Origin of the sequence: Zavarzinia sp. CC-PAN008, from assembly GCF_051903925.1 — a bacterium.
In the GTDB taxonomy this organism is placed as follows: domain Bacteria; phylum Pseudomonadota; class Alphaproteobacteria; order Zavarziniales; family Zavarziniaceae.
The window spans coordinates 1,967,948-1,986,702 of record NZ_CP173678.1 but is presented as its reverse complement, the minus strand read 5'-3'; the positions used below and the strand labels follow the sequence as shown (position 1 = coordinate 1,986,702).

At 65.0% G+C, this 18,755-nt stretch carries 9 protein-coding genes; all 9 read right to left on the bottom strand.

Annotation, left to right across the window (positions count from 1 at the left end; genetic code table 11):
* Positions 1-80 precede the first annotated feature (80 nt).
* Positions 81-2,513, bottom strand: coding sequence for a hypothetical protein (locus ACI6GS_RS09220; protein ID WP_439817493.1), 2,433 nt, complete (start codon positions 2,511-2,513; stop codon positions 81-83).
* The gene (locus ACI6GS_RS09215) at positions 2,510-4,075 is read right to left on the bottom strand and encodes a DUF2357 domain-containing protein (protein WP_439817492.1); all 1,566 of its coding nucleotides are present in this window, start codon (positions 4,073-4,075) and stop codon (positions 2,510-2,512) included. The genes ACI6GS_RS09220 and ACI6GS_RS09215 overlap by 4 nt, the downstream gene beginning before the upstream one ends.
* On the bottom strand, positions 4,075-6,336 hold the full coding sequence (locus ACI6GS_RS09210; RefSeq protein WP_439817491.1) for a hypothetical protein: 2,262 nt from the start codon (positions 6,334-6,336) through the stop codon (positions 4,075-4,077). The genes ACI6GS_RS09215 and ACI6GS_RS09210 overlap by 1 nt, the downstream gene beginning before the upstream one ends.
* Positions 6,333-7,631 (bottom strand): hypothetical protein, encoded by a 1,299-nt coding sequence (locus ACI6GS_RS09205; protein WP_439817490.1) that lies wholly within the window; start codon positions 7,629-7,631, stop codon positions 6,333-6,335. The genes ACI6GS_RS09210 and ACI6GS_RS09205 overlap by 4 nt, the downstream gene beginning before the upstream one ends.
* Entirely contained in the window at positions 7,600-10,743 is a 3,144-nt protein-coding gene (locus ACI6GS_RS09200) for an AAA domain-containing protein (RefSeq protein ID WP_439817489.1), read from the bottom strand. Before ACI6GS_RS09200 ends, ACI6GS_RS09205 begins: the two co-directional genes overlap by 32 nt.
* Before the next feature lie 6 nt (positions 10,744-10,749).
* Complete coding sequence (locus ACI6GS_RS09195) at positions 10,750-12,816, bottom strand: UvrD-helicase domain-containing protein (RefSeq protein WP_439817488.1); 2,067 nt, start codon at positions 12,814-12,816, stop codon at positions 10,750-10,752.
* 697 nt (positions 12,817-13,513) lie between these two features.
* Positions 13,514-16,441 carry a site-specific DNA-methyltransferase gene (locus ACI6GS_RS09190; protein WP_439817487.1) on the bottom strand — a complete coding sequence of 976 codons (2,928 nt, stop codon included), beginning with the start codon at positions 16,439-16,441 and terminating at the stop codon, positions 13,514-13,516.
* Between the two features lie 19 nt (positions 16,442-16,460).
* A complete protein-coding gene (locus ACI6GS_RS09185) occupies positions 16,461-16,880 on the bottom strand; it encodes a hypothetical protein (RefSeq protein WP_439817486.1) in 420 nt (139 codons plus the stop codon).
* On the bottom strand, positions 16,877-18,751 hold the full coding sequence (locus ACI6GS_RS09180; protein WP_439817485.1) for a GmrSD restriction endonuclease domain-containing protein: 1,875 nt from the start codon (positions 18,749-18,751) through the stop codon (positions 16,877-16,879). The genes ACI6GS_RS09185 and ACI6GS_RS09180 overlap by 4 nt, the downstream gene beginning before the upstream one ends.
* Positions 18,752-18,755: the final 4 nt, after the last annotated feature.

The following is an 18,755-nucleotide window of genomic DNA, read 5'->3' as shown; positions in this document are numbered from 1 at the left end:
GATGTGCGCACAGACGCCGTCAGATCAGTTCCGTGCTCCCACGGAAGCCAATCCAGGCCTCTAGTTTTGCCCGGCCCCGGTCAGTTGCTGTTGTCACCGTCGTCCTGTTCCTCGATAGCGTCGATCTTGGTGAGGATGTTGGGGTCGCCCTCGCCTTCGAGCCAACGGATCAGATCGGCGACCACCAATGCCTTGCGCGTCGCCTGCGCGGCGGTAACCCGCGCCTTCCGACCGCTCACCTTCCCGAGGCTCTTGAGGTCCGCCTCGGCGAGTTGGAGATTCTCAACGATTTGATCGGCCAGCCTATCCTTACCAATCAATAGAAAATCGTAATCAACCTCCCTGAATCTGAGCAGGCCACCGATCGATGAAAGAACATGCTGGAATTTAATTTTGTACCTCTTTCCATCTATCACTAGTGCAGCTAGCTCTTTGTTGAGCAGCGACCCAATGGAATCGGCAAGACGAGCGTCCAAAGCCATCGCTGTCTCAGACCGCCGCGACAACAAATGCGACAGCGCGGCCAGCGTGTCGTTGTTCGCCTTCGGTCGATCGACGAGCAACTCCAGCGCCTGCCTGACGCGCGCCTCACCAGAAACGACCCGCCCTATTGCGCGCAGGATTAAACCAGACGGCTTGAGCCCCCTCAGGGGATGCGCGTGGCGGTGATTGTCACAATGCAGCGCCGCCAGAAGGTGCTCCTGGACCACAGCCGGGCATAGCGTTGCCGCCCATGTGACACACAACAGCGACCTATTGCTCGATGGCGTACAGCCAGCTCGAACATCCGCGTCGATTGCTGCACCGAGCTCCTCCAGCCGCGCGAGGAACGCACTTCGTATCGGATCCCGGAGTTCGTCCGGCAGCTTGCCGTCAGAACCAACTGGCCGCACTACGAAGCGGGCAGACGGGCTATGGCCCAGCGCATAGGGCCGGCTAAGCGCCCTGTAGAGCTGGTCTGGATCGGCACCGACCAATCGATCTAGCCGCGGGTTAACGAGACTGCCATCCCAGAAGCCGATATGCGCGTCCTCAACAATGCGGTTCGGAACAGTCGGACGCGGGCGCTGCACATCGGCCAACACTTGCTCCGGCGTGCGCTCATCCTTCGCAAGACCTTCCCAGTCCAGCAGGATGGGCTGACGGCGCAAGACGTCCCAATCGTCCGATGTGATGGACACCCTGGCCCAGGACTGGCCTGGCGTTTGCCGCAACTGAACGATCAAGTTCACGTCCTTGTCAGGCGCCGTGGACAGCTTGTCCTGCCAGACTCGGACTTCGGCAGCCCCCTTGAGCACGGGGATGCTCACGTCCGTCTGCCCCTTGCGCAGGGTGAAATCCCTGCGTTCCCGAGACACGTACTCCTCGTTCGCGGGCACGTGTCGATCGTCCTTGGGGGTCAGCCGCTCCCAACCAGTGGTACCTTTCGCCTGGACTGCGATGGCGATCGGTTCGAGGCGGTCCAGATAGTGGGGTTTGCCATGCTGAACGATCCGGGCCGCCCGCAGGGCGCCGGAGGCGATGCGTCGCGGCCTGGCGATCAGGGCCTGGCGTCCCACACCCAGGATACTGCGCAAGGGCCGCCAGAATTCGACCGCAAGCGGCGTCACGATCACTGTCTTCGTGCTATCGAACACCGGTCCGGCCAACATTCCCGGCAGGACCTTCACAGGGTCGAGACGCGGCGCTTCGACCTCGACCCAACCACCACTCTTGAGACGCAGAAGCTCCAGCTCTCCAGGAGCCGCGTCGCCAAGGAGAAGCCGGAGCGGCAGCTCCGAGCCGTTGAGACCTGGGTCGGCCAGAGCGGGACATAGGGCCTTCGCCAGTTCTTCCGCACGCTCGGACAGCCGATCCAAGCCAAGCTCCGGGTAGATCAGAGTCCCATGGCCATCCCGAACGGGCGCCTTGTGCCCGTCGTAGCCGTGCGCTTCGCGAAGCGTCAGTTCCTGCTGTTCGAAGCCTTCGGCGCAGTGCACCAGGATGCGAACTGGCGCATCGTCCGGCACCAGGCGCCGCGCAAACATCTCGTGGAACAGGGCGACGCTGCGCCAAAGAAGCTGCCCCCGCAGGCCGGTGGTGCGAGGCAGTGCCGCAAGCATGCGACGCTGCGCGGCTTCGTCAAACCCTGCCTGATCTGGCACGGCAACCATCACGCGTTGACCGCCGCGGCAAAGTGCACTGGCGGCGGCATGGACGCCCATCGCCGCCTTGCCCGCGTCATCGCCTCCGTCGTTCAGGGCCCTCAGCATCGCTCGTAAGGTCGAACGGCGATGCGCGTCGCCTGCCGGTCCCCAGCCGGCCCCAGTGCCGCAGGATGAAAGAGCGGCCCGCGGTCCACCGACAAGATTGCCATCAACCTCGACGATGACCACCCCTGCGGTCCCGCCATCGACATGGACGATCCGCCTGCTACCGTCGTCGTCCCGCCGGCGGTCGGAACTCCCGTAATCCCAGTCCCGAGCCGCGTAGTCGTGCCAGCCGTCGAGAGAAAGACCGACCCAGCGTGTCATCGCGGTCCCTCGCCCCCCAGCGTCTCGTCCAGCAACATCTTGAGTGCGATGAGCCCGGCGCTAAGTGCCCCACCAACGACACCCAGCTCCACGACTGCACCGCGCAGGCCATCTGCGATGTGGAAGTAGCCCCTGTTACTTGGTTGCAGCACGATCCCCCCGGCGAGAGTTGCAGGCGGACCGCCCCGCGCACGGCAGGCTTTGACCACCGCGTCAACCTCCTCGGCCTCGCCCTGCGCCTGGTCGTCGGCTTTATGCCAGAGCGGCCACACCGCGATCGAATCTGGCGCCCCCTGGCCATCGACGGGGCTGCGCCGAACCCAGATCGGCGCCGCGAGTGCGCCGCGCCATTCGTCAGGTGCCGCCTCGCGGAAAGCGACGTCGACAACCGCCCCCGGGCCCTTCAGCCAGATCGAGGCGATCGGTTTCCCGCCCCTGATCCAGGAGCCGCGTTCCTGATCTTCACGAAAGTGAACGGGCTCAGCACCAACCAATCGGGCATCGGACCTGTCGAGGATTGCGATGACCGTCGCAAGCGCGCAGAACTCCTCCCAGCTGCGGGCCTGCCAGCGCCACAACTCATCTTCTGTCCGGTCGTTGGCCAGAAGGTCGCGCCAGCCAAGCCAGACCTTGCGATAGCGCGCATCCTCAAGCAGCGTGAAGTTCGGCGTCACATCCGCCTCTGCGACGCCAACGCCCTGCTCAATCAGATCACGGGCCAAGTGTCGGCAGCGCCTTTCAAAGCCACGCACGCGGAAAGCGCGGTCGGACAGCGCCTTACCCCGATGGGCTGCCAGATAGTCCCGAGCGTGGACGGCCGCCAGCTCGGCATAGGACCGCAGGACACGGTTCTCCAGCGTATCGACGCTCTCCTCTCGCGTCGTCGCCAGCAGTCGCTGGTCATTGCCCGCCCGCTCGGCCAGCGTCTCACCCGGGCGGCGCGCCGCCCACAGCATTGCCCGACGATCCATCTCGCGCGCCCGCGCAACCGGTACAAGCTGGTGGGTCCGACGCAGGACGCGCCGCGGAGCGCGCTCCAGCGCGTCGATCACAGGGGCCAGTTCCTGCGCCTGCTTCACGATCAGCCGCATGTGCGGCGGCCTCGTGCTGTCGGTCATCCAGCGTTGGCGCAACTCCTCCCAAAGACGCGCAGGCGCTGCCAGCGCCACCTCCATGTCCTGCAGCCGGTCCCAGACGTTCGCGACACGCTGGGCAAGCGCTTCTGCCTCCTTCTCTCGTTCGATCTCAGCTTTGGCACCGCGCTGCCACTTGGCCGGCGCCTCCGGCTGGGACAGGGTGGCACCGTTGGGCAGCCTGAGCGGCGCTTGGGACGTCGGCAATGGAAGCAGACCAAGCCAGCCGCAAGCGGAGCGAAAGCCTGCCACCTCGGCGGCGTAGCCTGCGCGACCATCGACCGGGATAGGTTTGGCATCCGGGTTGTAGAGCCACAGCGCACCGCGGTGTCCCGCCGGTGGCTCGACCGCGCCCTCGAGATTCCGGCGGTGACCTGGGGGGGGATTCAGCGAGAACGCCCAGGGGCGCGTCCACAGCTCCAAGGGCATCAGCGCCGCGTCAATCCACGCCAGTTGAACAGGCCTGAGCCCTTGCTCTGGCTCTCAACAATCTTCTCGACGCGGTCCGCCAACTGGCCGTCATCCTGGTCCTTGCGGACGAACCGGACGAGCGCCTCCATGGTCGGCATGTGCGGCTCGATCTCAGTGCCGCGCAGCCTTGGCAGGACCCGGAACTCGATCTGGTCCGCCAGTGGGATGCGCATGTCGGTGCGACCCTGCTGCGTCGCCGGATAGTTGGCGCAATAGGCCCGGATCGCATCCCTTGTCCGATAGCCGATAGGCCGTCCGAATTTTTCCATCAGAGCGGCGATGTCATGAACTGCACTATCCACCGTATCCCGCTGCGACTGAGCGAGTGCGGCAAACGGTCTGACCCAGGAGCGCCATTCGTCAAAATGCTGGGCCTCTGCACTGGGCGCCGGAGATTTCGCAGGTGCCGCATTGCCCTTGAGCTGAGCAGGCTCCGCGAACTGCAGGACGTTGCCGCGGTCCAGCACCTTCGGCGACAGGGCCATGGTGCTCTCGTCATCGTTCATCGTGCCGGCAAACAGCACGTTGTGCGACGGGAACAGACGCAGATCACGCTTCAGTCCCCTGATATCGATCGGGATCCTAGCGTCCGGCCGGGGTTCAGCCCCCGGCTGATAGGGATCTCGCGCCTCAAGCCGACTGAGGAACTCCGAGAAATAGTATTCGACGCGCGCCAGGTTCATCTCATCGAGCAGGACGAGCGCCATGTGCTCCTGTCGGTTCGCGCCCTGTCCCTGCTGCGAGGTGAGCATCCGCAACCCCGCCGTATCGGACGGATCCATCCGACCGAGCAGGCGGGACAGGTCTGTCGCCCGAAAGCGGCTCTCGACGTAATTGTAGAAGCCCAGAAGATCCTGAGGGCTGTCCCAGCGCGGCTCAACCGCGATCTGCAGGAAGTGGATGCCCATTGCCTCGGCATAGCGCCGCGGCAGCAGGCTCTTGCCCGTGCCGGACACACCGGCCAGCACGGTGATCTGTGCCACGTCATTGATCTTCAGTGACGTGTGGAAGCCCTTCAGGGTTCGCTCGTGATAGGTCAGACCGTGCTCCCTGACGTGACTGGCGACACTGTCGAGCGCCTCTGCCTCCGAACGCGGCACGCGGCGCAGCACGGCTGGTGCTTGCAGGCAATCCGGCTGCTTAAACAGATCGGCCAGGATCACGGCCGGATTCTGCTCGACCGGCGCGCCCGTGCCCGGCGCGCGTGCCGCAAACTGCTTCAGCCTGTCCAGCTCGTGTTCCAGTGTCGCTTTCTGGGCTTCCAGATGCCGCAGGTCGGCCTCGGCATCGACTCTCGCAGAGCGCGCCACCGTGGCCTCGGTCCTGAACTCCTCTGCCTCGCGGTGGAGCAGACCAAGCAGCGTATCCAGGCCCTTCCGTTCGGCTTCCAGGCTCTTAACCTTCTCTGCGAGCGCCGTCGCCTGGCTCTCAGCCTGGTGGACACCAAGTTCCAGGCGTCGCAAGCCAGCCTCAGCCTCGGCATGTGCGGTTCGAGCGGCAGCGGAATCCGCATTCAATCGATCCGTTTCCTGGCGGAGCGGCCCCAGATCGCTGTCCAGATCGGCACGACGGGCCTCAAGCACCTTGAGCAGTTCACTCGCCACCGCGACACGGCTTTCCGCGTCGCGTGCATCAGCGATGATGCGCTGAGCCGTTTCCAGTTCGGGATGGAGCCTGATGAGATCGGCTTCGGCTGCAGCACGCGCCTGTTCCGCCATATCCCTGGCCTCCAAGGCGCGTGCGGCAGCCTCATCCGCGCGGCGCTGCTGGTCCGCTGCTTCGGCCAGGGCGCTGGATGCTTTCCCCAACTCCGCCAGCACCAGATCCAGTTTCTGCTTCTCTCCGGCGTATTGGGCTGCTGCGTCCGTCGCCTGCCGGATCATGTCGTCGATCTCGCGACGCGAGTCCGACAGGGCGTTGTATTCGGTCCGCAGGTGGTCGAGGCGCGTCTCCAGACCTGCGACCTCCGCGATCAGATGGTCGCGCTCCGTTGCGCGGCGGTCAAGTTCGGCCAGTTCCTGCCGCTTCTCGGCAAGCTGTAGCTGCTTGACCGCCAGCTGCTCCCGCACATCCTCGTATTGCGTGGCGGCAGGCAGGCGCTCACGCTGGCGATAGAACGTGGTTGTGATGACCAACATGCCAAGGGCGAGGCCGACACCGAGCAGCGAGCCGAGAAAGACCAGATCGCCGGTGCCGAACTCCAGTCCGAACGCGGTCATCGGCTGGTCTCCACCGGGTCGCCGGCAGCTCCGGGGGCCCGCACCGTACCCGTCGCCGGCGGCTGCACCACTGGCTCGGGGATGGCCGCGGCGGATGTCGGTTCAGCGGAAGGTCCTGTGCTCAGTGGTGGCTCGGCTGTGTGTGGAACTGAGGCCGGACGCTCAATCGGTGTCGACGTAGCAGCGGGCGGCTGAGGCGCCGCTGGCGCGCCGCGCTGGCTGATCGCCCGGTCCAGGTCGGCAAGTTCCCGGCGGCGCTGGTCGATCAATGCCGACAGGCTTTCAAGCTCCTGCTCGTCGCGCCGCAGGATTGCGATCCGACCCTCGAGCTGACTTGCTTCGCCGAGCGCCTGCCCTCGGCGCTCGATCGCTTCGGAAAGAAGCCTTTCGATCTCCTCCCGTTGGTTCGTCAAGCCCGCGAGAAGCGCGGTGACGCGTTCCAGCTCGCCCTGGAGGACCGTCTGCTCAGTGGTGAATTCTGAGGTCTGCGATGCGGCCGCCGCACGTCTCTCTTCAGCCTGCTGAGCAAGCGCCTCGGCATCTCGTGCGCGGGCTTCCGCACGATCGGCGACTTCCTGGGCGCGGCTCGCTTCAGCATCCGCCTCTTCAGCCTTCTGTTTGGCAACAATAGCCTTCTGCTCGGCGACAGCGAGCGCCCTTTGTCGCTCGTCCTGTTGTCGTCTTAGATCGCTCAGCTTGGCCTCAAGGCCAGAGATCGCCCTCTCTTTTGGCCTCAGCTCTGACTTGGCAGTCTCCGACGCCGCCCTTGCCACGTTCATCTCGCGGACGGCCTCTTCCTTCGCGTCCAGAGCTTCCTTGGCATCAGCATCGGCCTGGGCCCGAACGGCCTTCAGGTTTTCGATCTCGGTGACTAGGGAGGCCTTCTCTCGTTCCCGTTGACCTACCGTCTCCCTCGTGCTGGCTTCTGTCACCACGGCAGCACGCGTGCTTTCAAGAACCTTGTCCAGGTCCCCTTTGGCTGTCGCCAAGCGAGCGGATACTTCGGTCAAGGCTGCCTGCGCCTCATCCGCTTGGGTCTGCGCGCGGTCTCGCGCTGCGCCAAGAGCAGTCACCTTGGCCTGAAGCTCGACTGCGCGGGCCTCATCGGCCGCCACTCGGCGCTCCCGATCCTCGATCGATGCCTCACGCGCCGACAGATCTGCGTCGTGCATGCGGGTCACGAAGAACATACCCATGTTGATTGCGACGCTCAGGACGGCAAGTGCTATGGCCAGATAGAGCCCAGCTCGTCCGGCGCGCCCCTCAGCGGCCAAGCTCCCGCTCGATTCGGTCAAGGCATCCCCCCATGTCTCTCTCCAATTCATGCACCCAGAAGCGCTGCACTTTCCACCCTCGTGCAACAATCTCCCTATCTCTCAACCTATCAGCGATCTTGCGGCCGCCGTCGGGGCCCACGTGCCAGCGCCGGCCATCAACTTCGACGTCCAGCTTCCGGCCCTCGGGGTCCAGTGCGAAATCGAGATAGCGGGTGCCCAGTGGGTATTGCGGGATCGGCTCCAGACCTCGCTCGCGCATCGCCTCGTCCAGGCGCCGCTCCCACAGGCTGTCGAACGGCGGCCGTGGCGGCGACCAGGGAGTGGTTGCCCGCTGGGCAAGCCGTTCCAGATGCTTGATCCCAGACGACTGGGCAAAGGCCAGGTCACCCACCACCAGGCATAGGGCGCGGGCCCGGCTGATGGCCACGTTCAGGCGCCGCCGCTCGGTCTGGAGGAAGGTGACAGCCGAACGCGGCGCGCCAGGCGCCACGACTGGAGAGAACAGGATCACGTCCGCCTCGGCGCCCTGGAAGCGGTCGATCGTCGCCACTCTCAGATCCAGCTTCGCCCGGGCTGCGGGTAGGCGGTCACGCAAGATCTTCTCGATCTGGCCGACCTGGGCGTTGAACGGCGACAGGACGCCGATCGACCCGTCGAAGCCCTCCTCGACGAAGTGCACGACTAAGGCGGCAATCCGCTCCGCCTCGGCCAGATTGACATTGCCGCCATCGGCGCGGGTGGCGACCCCCTTCACATCGTCCCAAGCCAGGCCCGGCTTGTAGCCGCGAGGCAGACAGAACTCATCTTCCTCCCGCCGCCCGGCGAGACCCTTGTCCGCATAGAACTCAGCATCCAGGTAGCTGACGATAGCGGGTGCCGAGCGGAACTGATCACCCAGAAAGAAGCGTTGCACCCCCGGTCGCCGCGCCACGAAGTCATAGAGCGAATTCACGCTTTGGGCCCATGTCGCCCGGCCCGCCTTCGGCAGGCCATGCGCATCCATCAGGGCGTGTTCCGTGGCCCTGCCAAGCGCCGGCACAAAGCGCAGCTGCATCGGGTCGCCCACGATGACGGCGTGCCGCGCACGGGCCATCAGTGGCAGCGCCGAGGCGACGTCGCACTGGCTGGCCTCGTCGAAGATCACATAGTCGAAGAGCCCGGGGATGAGCGGCACGCGCGCCGGCACCGACAGCGTGCTGATCGCCCACAGCGGCCTGAGCGCCAGGACGGCGCGCGCATCCTCCGGCGCCAAGCGACGCGCCTCCATCAGTCCCTCGAAGTCGAGGTCGGCCGCACGCGCGGACAGGGTCGCATGCTGCGCCTGGTCCGGACGGGTCAGACTCGGCCCCATACGCAGCAGAAGGGCGGCAAGGTCGGCCCCCCCCCCTTCTTGATCGGCCTGCGGGGCGGGCATGGCGTCGAGCTGCCGCAGCAGCCGAGCCATCCGGGCATCGATCGCTGCGGGCGGGGCATCGTCGGGCAGCGGTGCCTCGGCCCCCGCCCGCCGGCCCAGCCCGTATCGGATCCAGTCGACGATGCGGCGGACGAGCGATGGCCGGTGACGAGCCCGGGGTGGAGTGGCCGCCCGGATTGCCGCCCGCCGCTCTGCCAACTGGCTCAGTTCAAGATGAATGGCATCCCGTGCGTCGGAGATCCGTCGGCTGTCGGCCAACCGGGCCGCCGCCGCGATGGCTTTCGTCCAGTCCGGGTCCTCTTCCGGGGCAGGCGCCGTCGCCGAACGGGTCCGCTCCCGCGCAATATCCTGCAGTGCCGAGAGCAGGCTTTCGTTCCGCTCGCCGCCCGCATCGCGGCCGCGGGTCAGAAGCGGGGCATCGCCTGCGATCGACCGGAACCGCTTCTCGACCTCATCCAGGGCCTGATGGTTTTTGGAGGCGAACAGGACGCTGCGCCCCTGCAGGACCGCCGACAGCAGCAGCGACAGGATCACTTCGCTCTTGCCGGTGCCGGGCGGCCCCTGGATCACGGTCAGCGGGCCCGAGAGGGTTGCCTGGGACGCGGCGTACTGGCCGTCGGTCAGGTCCGAACCTGTCAGCAGGACCGGCGCCGCATCTGGCTTTTCAGCAGCCGGCGACCACAATGCGGCAAGAGCCGTGCCGCGGCGCATGTCTTCGCTCCAGCTGCGCAGGGCTTCCAGGTCGCGGGCAGCACCACGGGTAAAGCTCGCCTCTTCCGGCAGGAAGATCGCCGCCGCGTTCTTGAGCCCGTCGGTCGCCGTCGACACTTCGCCGGCCAGCTCCCCAGGTCGTAGGTTGCCGCCGCCCAAAGTGGCCAGGGCATGCCGCATCCGACCTGCCACCGCGAACAGGCTGTCGTCCTCGCCCTCAGGAAACAGCCGGTCGAGCAGATCCGCCTCTGTCCAGGGAGTGCGTCCTCGGACCAAGCGCAGCCATTCCGGGTTGATGGCGGGGCGCCCGGGTAAGGGTGTCAGCGCCAGGTCGTGCCCTTCCAGCATCCAGGCGCAGGGAATGATCAGGCCCGGGACGAAACTTGCGCCCTCAGCCGTGCGGAACACCGAGACCGGCCAGCCAAGGGCGGCCGCCTCGTCACCCCGGCGCGCCAGGGCTTCGCGGAAGGTGGCGGGCAGGCTATCGGTCGTGCAGGATAGCTGGCTGCCGTCCCACCAATGGCCGCTTGCCCGGAACAGCTGCCACGACGTGCCGTGGCGATCGCCGAACTCGCAGATGCGGCCGCGCGGATCCTGTCGCTGGGTCGCAGAGTAGTACCCGAGGAGCGGTCCCCATTCCGGCAGTGCGCCCGTGGTGTCAGTGCCAGCCTGCAGATCCGTCGTCGTCGCCTCGTCGACCGTCGATGCCGCTGCGATCCGGACCGTGACGGCACGAAGGAGATCCCTGGTCGCCTTGTCGCCTGGCGGCCTGGCTCCGGCGTCGTGGGATCCGACACTCGGGTTCGCCGTGGCGAGCCCGGTGCTGCACCACCGCCCATCCGGCTCGCGCCAGATTTCACCCAGGTCGACCAGCATGGCGAGCGATCGGACGACTTCGTCGGCCGTAATCCTGGCCCCGGTCGCCTTGATGCGATGGATCAGTTGCCGCTCGGACGCACCACGCGGATAGAGCGCAAGAAGGCTTCGGATCGACTGTTCCAGCACGGTCGGTCAGCCCGCGCCGAGCAGGTCGTCCAGGAACTCGGACGCAGGCTTCAGGCCGGTGACGAGGAGGTCGTCGCGGGCACGCGTGCAGGCCACGTAGAGCAGGTGGCGTTCGGTGTCGTAGACCTCCTCCAGGTCCGAATCGTCGGCGACCGCCTCCAGGCGCTCCAGCTGGGGGATCAAGTCGTCGTCGCAGGCGATGACCGCGACAGCGCGGAATTCCAGGCCCTTGGCGAGGTGCATGGTGCAAAGCGCGACGGCGCCCGCGGTACGCTCGACCTTGTCGCTGAGTTCGGTCGCCTTGGCGCCCGCGGCCTTGGCGGCGGCGCGCGCCCGGCCAAGTTCCTTCTCCGAGCGGACGATGATGGCGATCTCGTCCAGCGCACATCCTGCGGCCACCTGTTGGCGGATCCACTCGCCCACGGCAGCAGACTCCTCACCCGCCGAGGCGAACAGGCTGACGCGCGGCGGCGGCCCGTCGAACATCGAGACGGTACCGCGTCGGCTCTCCGCGTTCCCGTCGACATCGGACACCTGGTCGGGGAGCAGGCGGTCGGCCTGGACCCGGATCTGGTGCGAGGTGCGATAGTTGATGCGCAGCGTGTGCGAGCGCCCGCGCACGTCGATGCCCAGCGCCTTCCACGAGAACGGCTGCTGGAAGATGCGCTGCCCCAGGTCGCCGGCCAGGAACAGGCCGTCGGGCCGGACCCCGGCCAGCGTCGACAGGAAGCGGGCCTGGGCCACGTTCAGGTCCTGTGCTTCGTCCACCACCACGTGATCGAAGGGCGGCGGCGCCCCTGCGGCCAAGCGATCAGTGACCCGGCCGAACAGACCGGCCCAAGTCACGACCTTGCGCGCCGCAAGCTCGGCCTGGACCTCGGCAAAGATGGCCCACAGCACCTCCCGCTGCTTGCCGCCAACGCGGGTCTTGCGGCCCAGGCGGGAGACATCGCGATAGGCCTCCCAGCTGCCAAGCTGCCAGGCATCGACCACCTCCGCCCACTCGCCCTGGAGGAAGTGCGGCGTGAAACTGTGCCCCGCAGCCTTGGCCAGGAGCGTGGCAACCAGGCTGTCGGGCGCGAGGTTGGGCTGGCCCCAAGTGTCCGCGAACAGGTCATAGCCGACGCTGGGCAGGGCCTTGACCGTAATGCGGGAGGCCAGAGTGGGGTCGGCCCCAGCCAGGCTCGCCAGCTTTGCCCGCAGGGCGTTGGCCAGCGCCTTGGTGAAGGTCGTGAGCAGCACACGCGCCTGGGGGTTGGCCCGCGCCAGGTGCACCGCGCGGTGCAGCGCCACGATCGTCTTGCCCGTTCCGGCCGATCCTGAAACCCGGGTCGGGCCGCCGGCAGTGCGCTCGACCAGCACCCGCTGGGTCGGATGCAGGAACACCGCCCACTTGTCCCATGGATAGTCCAGCGCCAGGCGCAGCTCGTCCGCATTGGTCAGGACGCGGAAGCGCCGCTGCGCATCCGGATGGGCGAAGGGATCGGTCTCCGCCGGCACGGCTTGCGGCGGTTCCGGCCGCTCTCCCACCGCGAGTTTCAGCAGGGCCTCCTGCGCTTCCTGTGGCAGGTGGGCGGTCAGGTCGAACAGCGTGTCTTCGGTCGCTCTGCGCACGTCCTCGACCCACTCTTCGGGCACGCCAAAGGCCATCAGCTCGAACTTGCGCAGGTTGGCGAACAGCGCTGGCTTCGTCGCCGCGGCCGGGGCCAGGGCTGGGGCCAGTGCCGCCGGCACCTCGACCACCTGCTCGCGGATCTCTACCAGCTGCATGGCGCCGGTGGTCGGGTGCTGCTCGATCTTGCGCCGCTCGGCCCAGGCATAGGCGGCATCGTGATGATCGACATAGGCCAGCAGGATGCCGCCGGCCGTCCGGTGGACGATCAGTCGGATGTCGTCATTGACCCGCACAGACCAGAAGTTCTTGTCCCTGGCCCGGTCCAGCTTGTGGAACTTCAGCCCTGGCGACGACGGGTCAAGCTGCAGGTCAAACGCCGTCGTCTTGGCGGCCTTCTGCTCCTGCGCGGTCAGGCGGCCCAGGCTGGCCGTGAACGTGTCGGCGATGCGGAAATCCATATTCGCTCACGCTTCGGGGAGAGCTTCTAGCAGCCCAGCCAAGCTCGAGATCTTCTCACAACCGACCTCAACCACATTGAGGGTTCGATCGTGGACGTAGGAAAGGATTGCCCCACGAATTGACAGGATCGACCCGATAGGGGGGTATCGCCTGAGCGTGACGCGAAGGTGTCGCTGTTTTCTGCCGCCGCTCGAGAGTGAGTCGCAAACGAGAATCCGCCCTCCGTGGCACCTCAACATCTTGGACAGGGCGAATAGGTCTTTGGGGATAGTTTCGTAGCGTTCCTTGAACTGTGCTGCTGTATCCAGTCCATGTTCAATCAGATCATCGCAGAGGCGTGTGATTTCTGACTGATCGCGAGCTGTCGGTTGGTGGCCAGCAGTCATCAGTGCGTAGCCTGTATCGGTGCATGGGTGCTTCGGCCATGGAAGCCCAAGCTCGTCAAAATAGGCGCGACCTCCATTCTCGCTTTGAAAAAAGTACACTCGCTCAAAACAAACCGGGCACCTCGCATTTGGATTTACAAAGGCAGCGGTCCAACTACGGTTAGCGCCAGCTGCAATTATCCTCTGCCAGGAACTTGGGTGGTGGCTACGCTCCCAATCGTCTCGATGAACCTCGTGGCTCCGAACCGGGAACGTTGTCCCGTAGGCATTTGTTCTCGTGTGCGCCTTTCGAGGAAATTTTGTCATCGTCTCACCCCACCGAAAAGATCTTCATCACTTCGTCGCCCAGGTGGTTGATGACCTTGACGGCGATGCGGCCGGAGGCGGGCTTGGGGAACGGGCGGGAGATGGCGGAGTGGAGGGTGGCCCAGGCGTCCTCGTCGATCTCGGCCTTCAGGGTCGTCTTCAGTGCCTTGTAGGGGTCGTTGGCGCCCAGGAAGTAGGCGTGGCGGACGAAGAAACTCTCCTCGTTATAGTCGGTGTCCAGCATCCACAGGGCGATGCCGTCCGTCCCCTCGGACACCACCTCCCCCGTCTGGGGCTTGAACACGTCGACGCCAAAGACCTGGACCCGGATCATGCCGTCCCCCGCATCCTCGATCCGGATGTCCGGCTCGCCAAAGACGACGAACAGGTTGCCTGCCCCCGTCGCCTTCAGGTCGGCCGCCATGTGCAGGTCGGGGTTCATACGCGCCTTCAGCACCGGCACGCGGCCCAATCTCGCGAATTCCGCCGAATGGGCGTCATAGGCAAAGGCGCAGGCGATCAGCACGTCGAACGCGGCGTCGCCGGCCTCCCGCGCGGCGGCGACCAGGTCGGGGCGGGACACGGTGCCGAATTCGGGGCCGATGAAGATGCCGGCGCGGCGCTGCACCTCCCCCTCCAGGAACGTGCCCTCGGCACAGATGTATGTGCCGGGCCAGCCGGTGAGGCTGGTGAAAGCGATGCGCCCTTCCTTGTGCGCCTGCTGTACGCCCGCGGTCTTCAGGTTCTCCAGCACCATCTGGGCGAAGTCGGTCAGGGCCTCCGCTTTCGTCGTCGCCTTGTGCTTCTTCTCCGAGAGTTCCAGCAGGTCGACCAGTTCGTCGTCCCAGTCGACGGCCAGCGTGCGGTGCGGCGACAGGCTTTCGACCGTGAAGGGGCCGGCGACGCGCACGCGATCCTTGTCCTGGTACGGCCGGTCATAGAGGTATTCGACGTCCGCCTTGGCCGCGATGGAGGCATCGATCTCCTTCTGCCGGGCGATGCGCGCCTGCCACCATTCGGCGTGCAGACGGGTGGGCTCTGCGGCCCACGGATCGTGCGGTGTCTTGGGCAGCGTCTGGTCGGTGTAGAGGCGCTGCTGCAGGGTGCAGATCGTCTGCAGCGCGCGGACCCGGAGGTGTGGGTCCTCAGCCTTTCGGTACTCCGCCAGCGCTTTGGCGGCGGGCGGGGCCCATGGCTCGCCCGCCTCGCGCGGGATCTGCCATTCCTCCCACGTCGTGCCGAGGGCGGCGTTGAGGGCCTGGCGCAGGGGTTCAAGTGTGGCTTGCCACGTCTCCCAGATCACGTCGATCTCGGCATTGTTGGCGATCGACTTCAGCGTGATGTGGGGCACCCGCTCATAGACGAAGCCCTGGCGCACATCGCCCCGCGTCGGCGCCGTCCTGGGCGCCGAGCGCGTCACCTCCGCCTCCTTGCGCTGTCCCTCCACACTGTCGGCCAGCAGGTAATAGGGATAGCGCGCACCCATCAGGCGGGACCGGGCCAGGGCGATGGCGACACGGGACGTATCGATCGTGATCCACCGCCGCCCCCACTGCTCCGCCACCGTCGCCGTCGTCCCCGATCCGCAGGTTGGGTCGAGCACGAGGTCGCCGGGGTCGGTGGTCATTGAGATGCATCGTTCAATGACTTTTGGAAGTGTTTGGACCACGTAGGTTTTATCGATACCAAACCCAGAAACGACCGTATCTCTCCATTCATTCGAGACGGGATACACAGGGAAATCATTTAGGAATCTAACATAACGCAATGTGTTCCCAATTAGCGTCAACCTTGAGCTCTTGTTCAATCGATTTGTACCGGATTCACCTGTCTTCCAAAACCCGCGACCTGGAAAGACTTTTCTCCCCTCAAATTCCACTGGGAAGCTACCCGGTGGTCTTTGACTCATCATTGTATCATGGGCCCAAAATTTCATCTCTGGAGCCGGAGAGAGGAGTTCTTCCTTTAATGCTGGGCGTCTAAATCCTGAAGGTTCCTGAATGAGATTATATTGACTTGCGCCTTGTGATCCTACTGATTTCTGAAAATAGATCTGTCTATACTTTGCGGACTCGCGTTTCTTAGAATACCAGATTATGTAATCTCCAACATGATTTAGAAACAGCCCGGTATCTCCAGTTGTCTTTTCGAAAAAGATCTGATTCAGAAAATTCTCATCCCCAAACACCTCATCCATCAGCGCCCGCACGCGGTGCACATTCTCATCGCCGATCTGCACAAAAATGCTGCCGCTCTCCGTCAGCAGGTCGCGGGCGACGGTCAGGCGGTCGCGCAGGTAGGTGAGGTAGGAGTGGATGCCGTCGCGCCAAGTGTCGCGGAATGCGCGGACCTGTTCCGGCTCCCGCGTGATGTGGTCCTTTGCCCCGTCCTTCACGTCGCGGCTGGTCGTCGACCACTGGAAGTTTGAGTTGAACTTGATGCCATAAGGGGGATCGAAATAGATGCACTGGACCTTGCCGCGCAGTCCCTCGCGCTCGGCCAGGCTCGCCATGACGGACAGGCTGTCGCCGCAGATCATGCGGTTCGACCAGTGCTGGTCATGGGCATAGAACTCGGTCGCCGCCTCCCGGTCCTTCAGGCCGTTGAAGTCGGCGAACAGGTCGGGAATGGCCTCGTCCCTGTCGGCCTTCGTCTTCGCGGTGCGGCGCAGGTCGTCGATGATGACCTTTGGGTGGACCTTTTCCTGGATGTAGAGGGGCGGCGCCTGAACCACCAGGTCGGACCAGTCCTGCTCGTCCTTGCCCCGCCAGACCAGTTGCGGGTCCAGGTCGCGGTTGCGCCGGTCATAGGCGACGCGCACGGGCGATTTGTCCTCGGCATGCATGATGCTCTCGAACTCCGCCGTCGGAATGTTCTTCCGGCTGGCCGCATCGTGCTTCAACGCCTCAACCGAAATCGGCTTCTTGGCCATATCCCTGCGCCTGTCCGTTTCAGGCCGGGGCGCGCCCGGCCGCGCGATGCGCCTCGGCCAGGAGAGCACGCCCCCGCTCGGTCAATCCAAAAACCCGCCCACCCTGTTCAATGCAGCGGTTCAGCAACAGCGTGCGGATCACGGCGCGATCCGGCCATATGAACCCTTCCGCTACCGGGATGCCGCTCATCGGGATCACGCCGCCGCCCAGCTCGACATAAGCAGCGAGGTAGGCGCGTGTCCGGTTGTTCTGCCAGTCGGGCGTCGTGCCGGCGTTCTCCAGCCACCAGAGATCGTTCAGTCCGTCAGGGTTGGCATGGCGCTTCACCGCCTTGTTGGTGGAGGCATCCTTGCCATCCAGACTGTTGCACCAGCGGTTCAGGACAGCCCGTGCCTCGGCAAAGCGCAATGCCGGACGGAATGGCGACGTGCTGCTCATGCCGCCTCCGCGTCCAGGTCGTCGTTCTCCTCGATCTCCTCCTGGGTGACTGTGTCGAATTCCACCTCGTCCGCGATGCCGGACGGCACGACCGCCTTGCCCATCGCCCCCGCGACCACATCGGCCAGGCACTCCAGCCTTGCCTTGAAGAAGCCGTCGAAGTCGTCGGCGCGCAGCAGGACCGGGTCGATATGGTGGGACCGCAGGATGTCGTTCAGCGTCTCCGCGCTCAGCCCCTGCTTCTGTTCGATCCGCTTCAGGTAGACCGAAGGTGCATCGCCACCGATCATGATGTTCGACCGCTTCGACAACGGCGTCTTGTTCACAATCGAATTGAACAGGGCGGGCGAGATACCCTGCTTCTTGCACCAGTCCTGCGGGAAGACGTGGTGGATGTCGATCTTGTCATTGGCAAAGGTCATGATGTCGGTCGGACTGCCTGTGATGAAGTCACGGCAGCCCTGCCGCATGATCAGGGCGTGCAGTCCCTTGTACGCTGCTGACAGGCGTGTGCGCATGGTGCGCAGCCGGTCCTTCTGGAACAGCGCCTCGTCCAGGGATCGGGGGCCGCGACCGGTGCCGCCAATCCAGTCGACAAGCTCGGGCACGTCGATCGCCAGGCGTGTTTCGGTGCTGGAGCCATAGAGCTCGCCCAGTGTGATCGACCAGAACCAGCGTGCCAGCTTCTCCTTCGCGGCCGCAGTCTCCGCCTTGCCGCCCAGGATCGCCGACGCCGCGGCCAGGGCAACGATCAGCGACGGATACGGGACGTCCTTGTGCCAGATGATCTTCTGCTCGTTCAGGAAGGCACCGGCAGCAACGAACCCCTTCTGCACCGCGTCGGCATGGGCGCGGTACGCGTCGAGCGGCAGGGCCAGCAGGGCCTCCCGCTTGCAGCTGATGGCTGGGATGTCCTTCCCCGTCCTGCCATCGTCCACCGCCTTCTGTCGCTCTGCCCGGGTGTGAAGCAGGGTGCAGGCTGCGAGGAAATCGGTGTTGGCGACCTTGGTCAGCACGTCGCGCCGGTTGGGGTGCCCGACGATCCGTTTGTGTCGTCCCGGCTTCCTGGGCTCGTCCCCGTCCCAGTCCTCGCGAAGGTTGAACTCATCGGCGGCATAGATCGCCGTGACCAGTTCGAACGCATCCAGCTTCTTGCCGCCAACATTCACCTTCTCGAAGACCAGACAGATCGCCTCGCGGCTGTTCTTCTTGTCCAGCTGGATGATCGGCATCTCATAGGTCTGGAACGGCTCGGCGATCTTCTGATGGAAAAGCTGAATCAGATCGTCGACGCTGCGTCCGCGATCCTTCCAATAGTCCTTCCAGGCGAACAGCCAACCAAAGGAATTGAAGATCTGATTGATCGGGAACATGTCGTGGCGGAACTCCTGTTCCTGCGTCGACAGATCCAGCTCGATCTCCCGCCCAAACGGCTTGTACTGGATGCGATCGGCCGGCATCCCCCTGATGGCGTCTTCCAGGTCGTCTCCAAGCTCCAGAGCCTTCTTGATGTCGAGGTAGTAGAGACGCTCGACATCGATGCCCTTGGCGCTTCGCGTCTTGACAGGCTTCTGGACGAAGGAAGCCTGGTAGAGAGAGGTCATGCGCTGCTGCCCATCCAGCAGCAGGTTCTCGGGCCGGTCATTGGTGTCCGGCGCACCGGCAAGAACGCGATGCTTGAACCGAAGATCCCCCCCATTCTGCAAGGTCAGCAAGGCACCGACCGGAAAGCCCTTGAGGACGGAGGCCAGCAGCGCACGCACATCAGGATCGGCCCAGACATAGCTACGCTGGAACTCCGGTAACTGCAGTTCGCCCTTGTGAATCCGCTTCAGGAGTTCCTTCAGGTCCTTCTTCGTTATGTCGAACATGGCG